This window comes from Pseudomonas sp. NGC7 (genome assembly GCF_047159675.1).
Taxonomy (GTDB): domain Bacteria; phylum Pseudomonadota; class Gammaproteobacteria; order Pseudomonadales; family Pseudomonadaceae; genus Aquipseudomonas; species Aquipseudomonas kermanshahensis.
Genome location: NZ_BAAFZY010000001.1, coordinates 4,192,122 through 4,208,350 on the forward strand (window position 1 = coordinate 4,192,122; position 16,229 = coordinate 4,208,350).

Consider the following 16,229-nt stretch of genomic DNA (forward strand, 5'->3'; position numbering starts at 1 on the left):
GCAAGCCCGCTCCCACAGGTATGCATCTATCCCATCTGTAGGAGCGGGCTTGCCCGCGAATGGGCCAGCAAGGTTTGATTACAGCTCCGGGTCCAAGCCTACTTTGTCCCCATGCCAGTCAAACCGCTCCACTTCATGCCGCCGTTTGCGGAAGCTGTAAGGCGTCTCGCCGTACTGCTTGCGGAACCACAAGATGAAGTGCGACGCATCGGAAAACCCACACGCCAAGGCAATGGTGGTGATGTTCTGGCTGGTATTCACCAGCAAGCGCCGGGCGTGGTCCAGGCGCAGCTTGCGCCAGTAGTTGGCCGGCGGCTCTTGCGTGTTGGCAACGAACTCGCGGTGCAACTGCCGCGGGTGTGTGCCCACTGCCTCGGCCACCGCCTTGAGGGTCATCGAGGCATCCAGGTTGGCGCGCATGAAGGCAATGGCCCGTTGCACACGGTCGTTCTGGTAAACGCTTTCGCTGGCGGCCTTGTCCTCTTGCGCGTCGGCACGCTCGTCCACCAGCAGGTACTCCAAGCCCTTCTGCGCACGCACCGCGCCGCAGTGCCGGCGAATCAGGTTGGCCGCCAGGTCGATGGCCGTGCCGCCCGGGCAAGTGATAATGCCGCGGTCATCCACATAGCTCTTGTCGATCACGGCGGTGGACAGCGGGAAACGCTCCTTGAACTCATCGCGCAAGGTGAAATGCAATGCGCACCGCCGGCCATCGAGCAGGCCGGCCTTGCCCAGCACGAACGAACCTGAACACAGGGCGATGATCGGGATATTGGCCGCATGCACCTCACGCAGCGCATCGAGTAGCCAGTCTGGGGGGTTACGCGTTTCGCCCAGCAGCCCGCCCGCCAGCACGATGTAGTCGTACTGGGCAAACAGGTTGAGCGGTTTGGTCGGCGAAATGGGCATGCCGCAACTGGCGGTGATCGGCTGGTCGTCCAGGGTCATCCAGTCCCATTGGCAATACACTTGCTGACTGCGGAACGACTTGTCGGCGGCGAAGCGCAACGAGTCGACCAGGCCAGCGACCGGGACCAGGGTGAACTGGTTGAGGAGCACGAAGCCAACCCGCAGTTCCGGTTTTATCTGCGAGGTGGCTTCGGGGGGCTGTGGTTGTTGTTGTAGGGCGACCATGGACGCTGCTCACATGACATCCGAAGTGGGTGTCATTCTAGGCGTCTTCAGGCGTCCGCCATATCATATTTAGCGCCAAGAATAGTAGATTTCCGACACGGGTTACTTTTTACGTGACCTCGCAACAGCATTTCTGGCGGAGTAGTGCTTCTCACTAGGGTTAGCGCCTATCACGCTCTCTGCTTTATCGTAGCCGTCAGTTGAAAGTTGTACTGCAACGAAGTGCTGTTCGTTGTTGAAAGTGACCTCGTAAATTGGACGTTTACCCATGAGTGGCCGGGGGTTTTGAATGCCTATTACTTTGCCATGGGCCAAGGCGGCCATCACCAAATCAGCGATGTCCTTATCCCTCGTTATGCCCTGATCAGCGAAGTCGGCACGGTGCCGAGTGGTAACATGCTTGAAGCCCCGAGATTCTGTACCTCTTTCCAAGAAGAAATATTCTTGCTTCGTACCATCACTCTTTGGCCTTTGGCCAATAGCCATAACACCATAACCCGATTGCCTGTCTGTCGGTAGATATCGTTTCAACTTCTCATACACTGGACTATCTGTTTTGCCAGCCTCCCTGACTGCCACGGATTCTTTCTTCGGCGACCTGCTTGCCTGCTTACTCTTAGGACTAGGAGCTTGCGACCAGCCATCGTCGTCTTGGGTATCTGCTGCAGAGGGCTCTAATTGAGAGGATGAAGCGAGCAGACCAGCACCATCTCGGCTCGCCCCTGCTGAAGCTGAAGTTGATGCGACTGGGTCATTAGCAGCGTCACCGGCCCCGCTGGCAACCGACGTGCCTTGTGCTCCGGAGCTGTTCCCCCCGCCCTTGTTCTTTTTCCCTTTGCCCCTCAACCCCAACTCATCAACCAATGTCATCGGGTTGTTACGCACCATCGCGTACAAGTTCAAGCCATCCACCGTACCTGCCGGGTCCGCACTCAACCACCGCCCCAGCCAAGGCTGGTAATAGCGATACCCGTAGTAGTACAGCCCCGTCGCATCGCGCTCCTTGCCCGAATAACGAACGAACTTGTAGCGCCCCTGAACTTCGCTGCGAGCGGCCCATACCGCCGTGCCGCCGTACGGGTAGTACTCCTCTCGACTAATCACCGCACCACTGCCATCGACCTCCAGGCAACCGCTGCCCAGTTGGTCGGCATAGCTGTAACGCAATTGCGCGTTGGCAAGTTCTGGGGGTTTGCCTGCAGCCCAGTGCAAGGCCCGCACCTGGGCGTGCCCAGCGTCGCCCACCAGCACCACCTGCAACTGTTCGGTCAACGTGCCGCCCTGGGTTGTACTGCGCTGCTCCAGGCCTGGCAGGTACTGCACACGTTGCGTGCGCATGTGGGCCGCGGTCTTTTGGGTACTGACCTTGAGCACGCGTTGGTTGCCAATGTCATAGCGATAACTTTCGCCATCGTCCGCCGCCCCTTCGCGCATGACCTGGGTAACGGTGTGCAACTCACCGCGCGGTGTCCAGCTCAGTTGCTGGCTCGGCAACAACGCCTTTTGCTGGCCACTGGCGTTGAACAACGCCTCGACGGCGGTCGGGTCCTGGGTTAGCGCGCTGTCCACGGCCCGGTTGCTGCGGTCGCTGACGGTGATATCGGTGGTGTAGCTGTGGTTGGTGGCGGGCGCGCTGTGGCGGATGCGGGTCAGGTTGCCCGCCATGTCGTAGGTATAGGTGCGGTTGTAGCAGCTGTAGGTGACGTTATCGAGGATCGCCATATCCGGCAGATTGACGCCCTGCTGGCCGGCATTGGCCATCTCGCGCCCGGTGGCGCTGGCCAGCCGGTACAGGCTGTCGTAGACATAGGTGCTTAGCGGTTCGACTTTCTGATTGCGCCAGAAGCGGGTTTCTTCGGCGTCGTTGCGCACACTGAGCACATTGCCCACCGGGTCGTAAGCGTAGCGCAGATCTTGCAGCACCTTGGCCCCTTGCGCGTGCCCTGTCGGGCGCTCGGTGCGTACTTCTGCCAGCAACTGTGTGCGCGGTTCGTAGCAGTATTGGGTGACCAAGCCGTTACCGTGCTCCTCGCGCAGCTTTTGCCCAGCCGCCGAATAGCTCAAGGCGTTGAGAATGACCTGCTCAGGGCCGCCCTCGAGCGTCAGCCAACGCTGCGTGAGCAGGCCCGCCACGTCGTAAGCCTGGCGACGCAGATGGCCTGCGGCATCACGCGTGGTCAAGGGTGCACCGGTCGCATCCACCGTGCTCAGCGTGGTGCTGGCTTCGCTTTCCGGCTGCAGTTGGGCCTCCCAATCGGCAGGCTGTTCACTTTGCCAATCCGCCTCCACCTGCGGGTTATCGGCATCCACCAGCAAACGCTGCGTGGTCGCTAGGGGTACACCAGTCAAGCCAACGCCATGGGTCTGCAGCACACCGGCGGTGTGGTAGTGCCGGCTCGCCTGGCCCGCCAGATTGTGGGCTTTTTCTGCGGCGCTGTTGCCGGCATATACCACCCGCTCCAGCCGACAAGCCGCGTGGCCATTGACCTGTTCGCTAATGCCCACGAGGCGCCCAGGCAGGGTGGCGTTCTCGTAGTGCCAAGTGCGGGTGACCGCTTCACTGCGCACGTGCTCGCCGCGCTCATCAAGCGCGATTCGCGACACGGCAAGCAACGGGCGCCCCGCTGCATCGCTCAGGTTGATCGACACGCCGGCGTCGGCGCTTTGGGTGCACACCGGGGTGCCGGCCAGGTCGGTCAGCCAGGCAAAGTTACCCCGGCCGCTGGCGTGCAGGCGCGGGTCGCAACTGTGGGTCATGAAACCCTTGGCGTCATGCTGCTGGCGCGTAATCCGAGGTTGCGTCAGGGTTGGCGTGTCTGGGTGACGGTGGTAGTGGATAGTCCGGGCCACCAGGCCGCGGTTGTCCACGACCGTGACGGTAGGGGTATTGCGATGGACAGCGTTGTCCGAAAAAGCAGGCATCGCGTGCCTCCTGTTCTTGAATTCTGCATGGGGTTGAGTGGCATGGCGTGCGCCAGGTAGCGCGCGCCATCAGGTCGCGTTCAGGCCGTGTCGTTCTCGTCCTGCGCTACCGTGAACCAGGGGTAGTACTCGGTACGCCGTTCCCAGCCCGCGGCGGTGAGGACGCGGTAAACGCGCCCCATGGCGTCATACAGCTGGGTATCGGCATACAGCCCGGGGCGGCCGCTGTCATCGCTTACAGGGCGCCAGTCATCGAGGTAGTACGGCAACCAGGTGCGCACGGGCTGGCCTTTGTTGTCGTACTCAGTCTTACCTGTCACCGCCCAGCGCCGCGCTGCGGGCTGCACGCGTGCAGCACCGTTGGCATCGCGCTCGAGGCTGCCTGCGGCGGTACGCACCCACGCATCGCCGGGCGCACTCAGCACGGCGGTCTGCAACAGGCGGCCGGCGCCATCGCTGTGCGCCACGTTTACGCGCAGCTGCTGCGCAGGGTCGCCGTCGTAGCGGTCGGTCTGCAGGCTGATGATGTGTGGCGGCTGGCGGCTTTCGCTGTCGTCCACAGCGGGCAGGCCTTTGGCCTTGAGCAGGCGACGCAGCGCCAGCTCGCCCATGCGGGTAGCCAGTGGGCGCCCCTGCCTGTCACGTGCCAAGGGCATCCAGCTGTCGGTCACTACCCGGTGCGCCGTGGCCACGGGTACCTCGCCTCCTTCGAGTGCCAGGATGCCCTCGACCGTTGCCGGCAGCGTGAATGCCTTGCTGCTATAGCCGGCCGACTGGCCCTGTTCCGTGCCGTAAAAGCGGGTTTGTGTCACTCGCCCCAAGGCATCGAGGCTTACCTGGTGCTGGTTGTCGTTGGCATCGGTCATGGCTACGGGCGTGAGGAAACGCCAGTCATACTCGAAGCCGGTTTCCAGGCCAGCGGCGTCGGTTAGCTTCAGCACTTGCTGGGCGTGTGGGCTCCAGTCAACACGCTGCTCGCCAAGCAGCTCGCTGGCACGCAGCGTGGCCAGTCGATAAAACAGTGACGCACCCTGGTGCTTGATCAGGTCGTGGCGGCTGACGTACACCCGCTTGCCGTCCTCAGCCAAGGCGATGAGGTGATAGCCGCCGTTGGCCTGCCACTGTGCCAGCTCGTGCGGCAAAAGCGTTGTCTCGAGCGCAGCCAAGGTGGCGTGTTCGAGCATGGCGGTTTCGCGGTAGGCCACCAGCGCCTGGCGGATTGGCGCAGTGGTCAGTTGCCCCTGGGCATCGCACCATTGCTTGCGCTGATAGCCCGACAGCGTGGCAGCGTCCAGGCCCTGCAACGGGCCGTCGGGTGCCAGCAGATGCTCCACGCAGAAGCCGCCCTGCGGCAGCGCGTGCGCTGGCAGCGCCAGCACATCGGTACGGGTCGCTTCGATCAACCCGGACACGTAATCATGGCCGTCCTCCAGGTTGTGTACCCGATGGCGCGCGTGCTCAAGCCAGGCCATGTCCTGCTGAGGGTCGCGGGCATCGTCCAGCAAACCGGCTGGTAGCGAGGCTGGATAAGGCGATGGGGAGACTGCAACCCGGCGCGGGTAATGCACCTGCACCTGCTGCAGGACATGGCCGTACTTGTCTTGGCCAAGCACCAGGGTCTGCGTGATAACCGGGTCTTGGACAATGCGCTCGGTGGTGAAGGCCAGGCTCTCTATTGCCGTTACCAAGGCCGCAGGCCGGTCGGCGTGCGCGGTCTCGTAAACCCGCACTTGCCAGCGCTGACGGGTGATGCTGTACGGCACTCCAGCGTGTTCAGTGCCGTCAAGGCCGTAGGTTTCACTGCGCACTTGCGCCCCTTTCAAGGCACAAAGCAGCCAACGCCGGGCTGCACCTTGCGGCGAGTAAGGCACATCGCAGTCACCTTCAAGGCGAGTGAAGCGCACCGGTTGCAAGGGAAAGTCCGCCTCTGCGCTGCCCTGCCCATCAAAGCCCTGTGGCGCGATGCTATCCAGGTCTTCGATGCCACTGAGGAACCACTGGCGTACTTGCGCCGGCGGCGAACGCTCGGCGGCCGTGCCCTGGGCGTCGCTCAGGGTGTCGGTCTGGATCAACTGCCTGAAACCGCGAAACTCGCGCTCGACTGGGTCCCAGACCGGGCTCTGATAGCGCATGCCACTGACAGTACGCAGGCCACTGATGTCGTCCACAAGGGTCACCTGGGCCAAGGTGTGAACCGGGAACGGCAAGCGACTGATCGCCGTCTTACCTTCCCCTTGCAGGGCACGCTTTTCATCCAGCCAGCTCTGCGCCGAACTGCGGTAGTCGAACAGCGTACGGCCACCGGTGTTGCTGCACACCTCAGCCAGCAACCAGGGGCGTCGGTCGTTGAAGCGGTACACCCAGCTGCGTGGAGAGAGGTGCGGCACAGTCAGCACCAGCTCTGCACAACCCTGCCCGCGCAAATCGACCAGTTGCAGTTTACAGCTGGCGTCGAGCACGACCCCCTCTGGCGCCGGCACGCAATGGCTTTCGACGAAGCGATTGCCGTTTTGGCTGACGAATACCCGGACGCGGTCGGCGTCTACATAAAGGATATCGGTAGTACCACTGCCATCGGTATCGCCAAGCAATACCCGCGAGGCGTTGAAATGTTCGATGGCAAAACCCGGCATCTGCACAGGGTTGGCAAAACGGCCGTGTCCAAGCATCGGCCAATAGGTGACGCCCTCGGCCGTGACCTCGATCAATTGCTGCAGCCCTGTACCCGCCAGGTCGGCAAATGCCACCAGCCGGTGCTCGCCGCCAGGCAATGGCAGCGTGGGGCCAGCCACGATGTCGCAGGCGGGCTGCCAGCCGGCACCACGCACCCTGGCAGACAAGCGCACGCTACGTGGCCCGATCATCACCAGGTCCTGCTGCCCGCCACCGCTGAAGTCGACCAGTTGCGCATCCCCATGGGCCAGCTCGCTGGGCATGGCGTCGGCGGCAATGAAGTCACGCCATTGCCCATCCGGCGTCAGGGTGAAGCTGCCGCGAACACCCGGCAGGTTGACCAGCCATTGTGGCTGACCGTCACCCTCGAGGTCGGCCAGCATTCCTGTGCCTGGGCGCGGCGCTCCCGGTAATACCTGTGACTCGCCCCACGTGATGACATCGCCACCCAGGTCACTGTTGCGTTCTGGCGCGCGATACCACCAGGCACCTGCATCCTGGAACAGCAAACCCGGCAGGCCCTCACCGTGTAGATCTACCATCTGCCAGTGCGGTGCACTGAAACCATCGAGGTCGGGCAATGCCTCCCAGTCTGAGTGCTCACGCCCTGGGCGACTCAGCTCGAATTCCACCGGCGGCAGCAACAACGGCGTGCCATCGGTTTCGTAAGCGATCTGTTGCGCGGCGACCAGCACCGAGGCGACGCCCGATGCGTCATACCCCAGGTGCAAGCGCGAAACCAGTTGCGGGCTTGGGTCAGCGTCCCCGGCCATCATGCGCGTACGGTGCCACAGCAGCACCTCGTGGCAAAGCCGCCGCACCCGTTTATCGAAGCCCCAGCGCCAGTACGAAAAGCAGTCCTCGCGCACCGGCCAGGGTGCCTTCACCTCGAACGCCGGTGGGGTGTTCACATCCACGCCGCGCTCGCCGTAATCCAGCTGCATCACGGTCATGAAATCGTCCGGGCGAAAGGCATGCTGCGGTATCAGCAGCGCTGCGCTTGGGGTTGCATTCATGGCGTGGACGGCAACCAAGTAGGTGTTGGCAACCTGCGGGTGCATGGCCTGTTCGTGCGCATCACACCCCGCCTGGTCTTCGCTGCGGTAGGTGTAGACCACATGCTCCCCCGTGGCACTGACGGTCTCTTCGGCATACCAGCACGCGACCTCTGCCGGTTTGCCGGGCTTGGCCAGGCGTGCCGAGGCCGACCAGCCAAACAGCGTAATGCTGCCGTCGGCATGGTATTGCAGCCAGAAGCCCGGCGAGTCGGGGCTTTCTTGCGCTTGCCAATGCTCCAGGCGCTGGTCGCGGCCGCCACTGCGCTGCACCCAGGCGGTTACCGTGTGAGCAGCGGGGGTGTCGGAAAACGGCAAACTGGCGACAGTGCGCGGCGCCCCGCGGTCGAGCAGGATTTCCTCGCCATCGGGACCCTGCCAACGGTCACTGAGGGTGTAACGCGGGACACCAAGGCGGTCCAGGCGGCAGACAGTGGGCGGGCTACACTGCCAGCCAGCACCGAAGGCGCCATTACCTGCCGAAGAACGGTAGGCCAGGCTCAACGACGGCGACAACGCGCGGCCGACCGGCAATGGTAATGGAAGCGACCAACCTGCGGCGCCGTCGGCGCTGCCGACTGACAGCATGCCTCCGCCCGCCGAAACCGTACCGCCGCCCTTGGGCAGCGAGGGGGGGCTGAACACAGGTTCACCGCCGGCACCCGAAGGGGTGACAGACATATCATTCATGATGTTGCTCCTTGACGACCCCCGCGCCTTGGCGCAAGGGTCAGGAAATAGGAAGTCGGCCTCAGCGGGAGGGCACCTGGGTACCCTCCCCTGCTCCTTAGCGAACGGTGAACTGCACGTGCAGAATGATGTCGCTGAGGCGTTCCAGCAGTGCCCGCTGATCGCCCTGGGGTTGGGCGAAGTTCAACGACATCTGGGTCTGGTCTTGGTCATCATCCCCCATGGCGATGTGCAACCCTTCGAACGGCAGCAACTGGTTACCTGGGCGGAATGCCGGGTAACCATTGAGCTGGCTGAACTGGCCGTTGTCCTGCATGGCATGGGAGATGTTCATCTGCTCACAGCCCGCAGGCAGGCCTTGAGCACTGGTCAACAGCCGTGCATGCACATCCTGGTAGGGGCCCAGCAAGGCTGGCAGCGAGACGGCAATGCTGCGGATGCGTCGCGAAGCTGCAGTTTCGAAGCCTGCTGCCAGGTTCAACGTTTTAAGGCCGAACTGGATCGATAGCATGCCGTTCGCAGCCAGTGCAAAGCTGCTGTTTTCAAGCGTGTCATCGACCTCAACTGTTTTACCGTCAAGCAGCGCCTTGACCGCCTCACCCAGGGTTACGGCTTGGTCTTGCGAGCTGAGCTTGCCGTCGAAAAGCCTGGCCAGTGACACCGTGCGCGTCACCTCAAGCTCGCGCTTCTGCCATTTGACCCAGGCTGTTTCCATCTGCCCCAGTGCCAGCATCAGCCCTTCACCACACAGCAAACCCGACCAGGCGCTGTTCCAGGTGCCGGTGCGCAGGTACACATCCGTGTCGCCTTTCTCCCACTGCAGGGCCTTTTGTGCCATCAGGCAGCGCGACACAGTGAGGTCGTAATAGGTGTAGAAAATGCTCGCCAGGCGTGCGCGCAGCCAGCTGTACATGGCCTTACCAGTGTACTTGCCTTGGTACAAAGCAAGCTGGGCCTGTGGATGGGCAGCTTGGGTGTTCAAGTGGGCAATGTGCATATGGGCGGAGGTTTCACGTACTGTAAGGGCATCAAGTTGAGCCTGTACGGTCGCCATCTGTTTCTCTGCCGACTCATACTGGAACTTCCACTCAGCACGGCGGCGCGCGAAGACCTCCTCTTGGCTAAGGCGCGATGCCTTGATCCCATACACTTTCGAGCGCGCGCCAAAGCCGTAGGCAACGGCTTTCAATACATCTTCCGGTTTACCGCCACCGTTGGAGAAACCAAAGATCTTGGGGAAGGCGGCAATGATCGAAGCCCCTGCCATGAGGGCAGATTCAGCCGCACCTGCCTGTTCAGACTCGGTTCGCAACTTCAGCGCAAGGTGCTCGCGATCAGAGATGTTCCTTTGGTAGAGGTTCAGGTAGTGATTCCGACTGGCCGTGGCCGCCACCAGCGAACTTTGCAAGGTCACGCGGTCGGCTGCCAGCTCCTTGAGGGTGTGCTTGAACAGCGCCACATTGCTCTCGGCAAGCTCCGCGCCCTGGCTGGCCAGCAAGCCTGCTAACGCCTCGGCATCCTGGCGCTCGAGAATCCATTGCATCTCGCTGCCAAAATGAATCAGCTGGGCGGCCATGCTGCGGGCACCGTCGAGCAACACGGTGAAGCGCAGCGCCGGCACGTCGTTGACTTCCGTCAGGCCACGTTCGCCACTCGCCTCTGCCGCCACTGCAGCGGCCAGCAACGCTTTGGGGTCGGCCGGTGTGGCGTAGAGCGGCAAGCGTAGCGGCTGGCCATCGAGGGTCAGGTTGTGGCGCAGGTTGTACTGTCGAATGCGCAGCGCCTCCCAGTAACCGAGCATAGTCCGGTTGACCTCTGGCAGAAACGGGCTTTCGCCGGGCACTGCGGCCTGCCCCAACACGGGTTCGTTCCAGCCCGATGCCGGCGGCGTCCAGGGAGCGTCGCCCAGCAGGCTCACCGCGCGCTGATACCAGACGCTGGCTTCGCTGAGGGTGTCGCGCTGCAGCTTGCGGTAAGCGGCATCGCCGCGGCCGATGCAAATGTCCAGCAGGCGCATGAAGACGCTGTATTTGTAATGCATCGGGTCGTTCTGCGCCACGGCATCCGGGTCGAGCGACTTCAGGGGGTCGTCGTTCCAGCTGGTGTCTTCTTCCAGCGGCCGTACATTCCACATCCGCTGTGTGCCTACGCCGGATATTGAGTAGCCAGCCGGGTTGAACACGTACTTCAGCCACTGTTCGGCAAGGTCAAAGCGTTCTTCCTGAAGAAAGCGCTGCATGACCAACATTGGGGTGTAGTAGAACAACTCCCAGAAATACAGGGCATTGGCGCCGGTGAAGTCCATGCTTTCAGTGTCGTTCCTGCCAAATACCTGCACACTGTCCACATTGTCCTTGAGCAGCACTTGGCCGGCAGATGCCGCATCAGAGTCACGCTGAATTGCCAGGGTATCGCTTGAGATCATGATGCTAAGGCCTGATACGGCCTTGTTGTGTTTAGCGCTGTATTTCGTCTCCAAGTGGTAGGACTGTTGCCCGACATACCGCTGATCCGACTCGAACATCATGCTGGCGAGCACCTTGGCGTTGCTGAGCTGCCCACTCCAAAGCAAGGTGCGCTCCTCTTTGTCGGTAGCAAGCCAGACTTCGGCCCAGCGCTCTGGGCCGTGATACGAAGCCTTGTACACCGGAAGTGTCAGACGCACGACGACGCCAAGTTTCGGCTCGGCCATGAGCTGGGTGTCGTAGTTCAGGATTGCGTCGATCCCTGAGACCGCCTTTACCGTCAGCTCCCGGGCGAACAGGGTGTTAAGACGGGTTACCTGCCCTCTGTGCGCCAGATACTGAGCACCTTGATCAGTGGCACCGATGATGGCGGTCTTGAGTACATCGGCATCTTTGTAAACCTTGAGGGTGTAGTTGCGGGTGTTGCCGTTGCCAAACATGTACTCGATGCGGTGCAGGGCTTCGCTCGCCCCCTCCCACTCGCTGATATCGCCCATTGGTGCGGTGGTGTTCAACCGTACCTGTGCCGGCCCTTGTGACAGATCGTACTCCTGGCTGGCCTGTGCGGTTTTCCAGCGCGTGCCATCGACGCTGTAGATGCGGCATAACACTTCATTAGCAGGCACTCTGCCAAGCAGGTTCAGGTAATCCTGAGGGTAGAGGGTGTCTTCAAAATGGCGCTGTGTGTAGCCCAAAACCCCAGGTATATTTGTTGGTGAAGGGTTAAAGTTCCCGTCCTCACTAAAGTAAAGACTCATTTTCGTTAACGAATTGCTTTCCGTAAAACGGACGCGTGCGACCACTGCGTCCCCGGCAACGCTCTCAATCCTATTCAACCCAGCCCAATAAGCATACCGAGTATCGTTAGCGACCCATGTAATAGAGCTACTGTTATGCCCGAAGTACGAAGTCATTTGTGACGCACTGATGACCAGATACCCCCAGTCATACCCGCCTTCTTCTCGACGCAACAGCAATGCACCCTCATCACTGCGTAACAGGCCTCTTATTTGTCTTCTTTCTGTGGCCAATGCAGGATATTGCGCAAGGAGGACCTCAACCCATTTATTTTCAATGGGTGGCCGCTTTTGCGCTACCGACAACTGGCTGCGAAAATACAGGCTGTAGCTGTTCCCAGCCTCTCCTACACCAGCGATAACCTTGGCTTCATCGAGCCTTGCATCAAACTGCGTAAAACCGCTGGGCGTACCATTCCCGGCAGTGACCGGCATGTGATTATCCGCAGTTGGCAGCTCCTCCCATTCGAAAACCGCGCACATGCCGGTATCAAGGGTGGTATCCAGCCAGTGCTGCACCGGCCCCAGGAACAGTTCGACACTGCCCAGCGTGCGGCTGCTGAAGTTCTCGGAAATCTCCAAGCCGGTAACAGTAGACGCTTCGCTAACTTTCTCTGCAGCCCGATCATAGATGGCTGCCAGCAGCCCATCACGTTGCGGCCAGGCGGCAAGAAACAACGAGAGGTCTTCCAGAACTGTTTCATCGCCAATATTGACCTCGAGCGGGTACTCGATGGGCACGCTCCACTTGCCGTCATAACGCAGCCAGGCCAGCTTGAACGTCCAGTTCCACTCACGCAGTTTCGGCTGCCCGTTGTCATCGCGGGTAATAATTTTCTCCTGGCGCTCTACCCAGCCCAGGTGCAAACGCCCGCGGAATACCACAGGCCGAATCAGGCGCCCTTGCACCTGCGGGGCCAGTTCGATTTTCGTCCAGGCGGTCCAGGCATTGGCTGGCAGCACGCCTTCTGGAGCACGCTTGGCTTCGTCCACAGTGCGCCACCAGTACTGGTGAGGCTGGCTGCGGCTACGCCCAATAAACCAGGATTTGCCCGTGTCGGCTTCGCGGCTGTCGTGATAGCCACTGATAGTCTCCAGGTTGGCCACTTCCTCGAACGCACTCAGGTAGCCCTGGAAGGCATCGCCCACCGTATCGTCATTGACCTGCGCCTGCCCCAGCGTTTGCAGCATGTCGTCCATTGCCGGGGTTTGCCCCAGGCGTACCGTCGGGTCGATGTAGTTTTCTGGGTAGTACATCAGCATTTGCCCTGCAGCCCAGTTGGCATAGCTGGCGTTCCAACGCGTCCAGTCCTTGAAAAACTGGCGACCCAGCACAACATGGCGCACGTTGGCCGGGTCTTCTGGCGTCGACAGGGTGCAGTGGATGAACTGCTGCAGGGCCGACATCGCTTCGGCGATACGGCTGCTTATCACCTGTTCGGCGTTCAGCACGTCGATCAACAGGTGCTTGTTCAGCGCTTCGACAGTGAAGTTCTGTTTCGCGCCCAGCACGCCGGTCAGCGCCAGGCTAAGCGGCCGTTCCGTGGCGGCATGGGCCGCCGTGACCTGCGACGGTTTCAAGCCTGCATGAAAAGCGTCTGCCATCTGCCGCCATGCGGCCCACTCGTCGTCCTGGGCCAGTAATTTTGCCAGCGTGTCTGGCATCACGGCATAGGCTTCGGCCAGTTTCGCCCACTGCATCAGCAGTTCGATTTCCTGCCAGCTGTGGACCTTTGTCGGCTCTTTCAGCTCGTCTTGGTCATGTGCATGCACAGCCGCCTGCGCCAACGTCGCTTGAGCAACACCGGTAGTCATAGAAAGCTGGGACAACGATACGCCTGCACCTTCACCAAGTGCCGCCAGCAGTGCGCCGCCTGCGCCTGACGGGTCCGCTAGCGTGCTTAGCCAGTCACTGAAGTTGCCGAGCGCCATGAGGGTCTGGACATCCCGCAGCAAGCCAGCGGTGCCACTGTGCCCGGCGTTGGCTGCCAGCAACTGTGGCTTTTCCACCAACAGGCGCAGCGCATCGCCTGTGACGCCGCATCCATGCGCGATGAGTGTCATTTGCGCGAGGGTGTAGGCAAAGTCGACCAAGACACGTTCATGCGGGGCCGAAGGGTCGGCCTTGCGCAGGCGTTCGCAGGCCTGCTGCAGCGTGAGCCCACTCGGCTCGGCACGGTTTACCCAGTTCAACAATGCTTGCGCCAACGCATCACCACTGAGGTTGAACGTGGAGGCGGTCAAGGGCGAAAGCACGCCTAGCAGATCCTGCACTGTCGGTGCTTCGGGTAGTTGCGCGGCGCTCAAGGCGGCTCGCATGTCGTTGAGCAGATTGCCGACTTCGGTACTGGCTGGGATGGCCTCGACAGCGCGGGTCATCAGTTGCAGATCGTGAACGGTCCAGCCACGGGTAGCCATCCAGTCGGTGGTGCTGCGCAGCTCCTGCAACAATAGCTGCCATCCGCTGTTGTCCAGCGAGTGCATCGGATGCGGCGCACCCATCATCTGCAGCAGTTGGCGCAGCTCAGCAAGCGTCAGACCGTGATGCCGAGCCCACAGGCTCAAGGTGTACAGCGCGGACAAATGGGACATGATGACATTCATGCCAACGTCGGCATCCGCAAGGCCACTGATAAGCCGGCCCAGCTCGAACAGCCCTTCGTCATCGGTTTGGCAGGCACGCTTGAGGGTTGCCTTGATGTCGGCATGCTCGCTGGCATGGTCCGGGTGCAGGCGCAGCCGCGTATTGTCTCTGATCAAACCGCCTGCAACCAGTGGCGGGTCATTGAACAGGCGGTCGAACTGGCTTTTTTCAGTGCCGTCGGACGCTTCGGAGATAAACCCCCTGGCCATGAGCAGCGCGTCCTGGTGATCGATGCCGTAACGCTTTACTGAATGGGCGGTGCGCAAAACAATGGCCAGCGTCTGGTCAGTGATCTGGCTTGGCTCGACGCTATTAATGATGTCTTGCAGTGCCCGTGGGGACAGCTGGGTCACTTTGTACAGGCGAACGATCTTGTTCAACTGAAGCAGGTACGCAGCGATCGACAACCGCGTGCAGGTAACATTTAACGTGCTTTCACGGCTCTCATGGTCAGCGCTAGCGGACCGCGTCCATTTAGCGGTGAGCGCGGCCTCGGCCGGCACGTCGGCCCATTCGAAACTGTGGCGATACTCGACATCAGGCGCACAGTGGTCGAGCCCATAATCTGACGCTTTCAATTCAAACTCAAAAGGACCGCTGAGTTCAAATTTAACAACGCGATTGATCTGAAACTTGAACGCCAACTGCCAGGTGTCGTTATGCAATGGATACAGTCGAACATAACGCATATTGGGAGGCGTATCACTCAACGTCAACTGGATCATTTCGTCATCGGCACGTGTCGTCAGCGTGCGCCCAATGTATTCAGCTTTATCCATTTCCCCCATGAAGCCTTGCAGTTCAGCATCTGTCAGGCCAAACCAGCTGCGCAAGCGCGCGGGCTGCATCATGGCGGTTGGCGTCATGCCAGGGAAGTACTTGGTAAACTGCTCTTCAGCATTTTGCTCGTTGATGTCGTCCGTCAATAAACGGCGCAACGCGGGCGATATATCATAGTGAAGGCAGGCCAGTGCAGCGTCATCCAGATGCTTGGTGAAGTGGGGTGCCGCCAGCAGGTGCGACAAATCCGCATCGTTCTGGACAAACACCTGGCGCAGGCGATTGTGATGATGATGGTACGGCGTAGTGCTGTTGCCGACATCGGTCGACAGCGTTTCAAGAAGCTGGTCATGGTTCAACGCCGGGCTGCCCGGCGGGGTAAGCGCCTCAATCGCCCGGCTCAGCAATATCTCATTGGACAGGCTGAGGGCACTGATCGGCGTGTCCAGATTGTTCTGGCTAAGTACCAATTGCCGCAGGTCGGGGCGGCGTTCGTCGATATGCCAGGGGTTTTTCGCGGGATACAACTCCTTCGCCTGTTTATACAGCTCTGCCAGATAAGCCGCCGGCGAAAACATCGAGGCTACATCCCCAGGGGCACAGTATCGTCCTGGGCGCTCGATCGGCCGATCGTTAACGTGCTGGAGACGCTTCGGCACAAGCGGAGAATGACGGATGATGATATTTTTCTCATCGAGCAGGGTTCTGTTGCGTGCCCGGCGTACTTGGTCGTGCAACTGGCGAGCTTCGTCAATATCAACCATATCGCCCAATTGCTCACGCAGTTCTTCGACAGATAGATCGCCCAAGGACGCCAGCGAATCGACCTTCAACTTGCTCATGAGAGACTTACTCTGTTCAGAAAAATTTTGAATCATTAGATAACCTTGCCGCAATAAACCACTGGACAAGCCCACCCCGCAGGGTGAGCAACTTTTTAACTTGGCGAGCCCATTCAAACGCGGCAACACTAATGGATCACTCCTAAAAAAAGACCTCTCAGAACTGCTAGCTAGTAACTGCAACCCTCGAAAACAAGCCGTCAGTTTTATTCCCTCATGATGTAAGG

4 protein-coding genes are annotated in these 16,229 nt (G+C 60.7%); all 4 read right to left on the reverse strand.

Translation table 11 applies throughout. The features are described from left to right. Nucleotides 1-78: 78 nt before the first annotated feature. Nucleotides 79-1,134 carry a GlxA family transcriptional regulator gene (locus tag ACMCNM_RS18725; RefSeq protein ID WP_186679763.1) on the reverse strand — a complete coding sequence of 352 codons (1,056 nt, stop codon included), beginning with the start codon at nucleotides 1,132-1,134 and terminating at the stop codon, nucleotides 79-81. A gap of 102 nt (nucleotides 1,135-1,236) precedes the next feature. Continuing rightward, complete coding sequence (locus ACMCNM_RS18730; protein ID WP_412765142.1) at nucleotides 1,237-3,891, reverse strand: RHS repeat-associated core domain-containing protein; 2,655 nt, start codon at nucleotides 3,889-3,891, stop codon at nucleotides 1,237-1,239. Nucleotides 3,892-4,136: 245 nt separating this feature from the next. Next, complete coding sequence (locus ACMCNM_RS18735) at nucleotides 4,137-8,474, reverse strand: SpvB/TcaC N-terminal domain-containing protein (RefSeq protein WP_412765143.1); 4,338 nt, start codon at nucleotides 8,472-8,474, stop codon at nucleotides 4,137-4,139. A 97-nt stretch (nucleotides 8,475-8,571) separates the two neighbouring features. Then, nucleotides 8,572-16,131 (reverse strand): neuraminidase-like domain-containing protein, encoded by a 7,560-nt coding sequence (locus ACMCNM_RS18740; RefSeq protein ID WP_412765144.1) that lies wholly within the window; start codon nucleotides 16,129-16,131, stop codon nucleotides 8,572-8,574. Nucleotides 16,132-16,229: the final 98 nt, after the last annotated feature.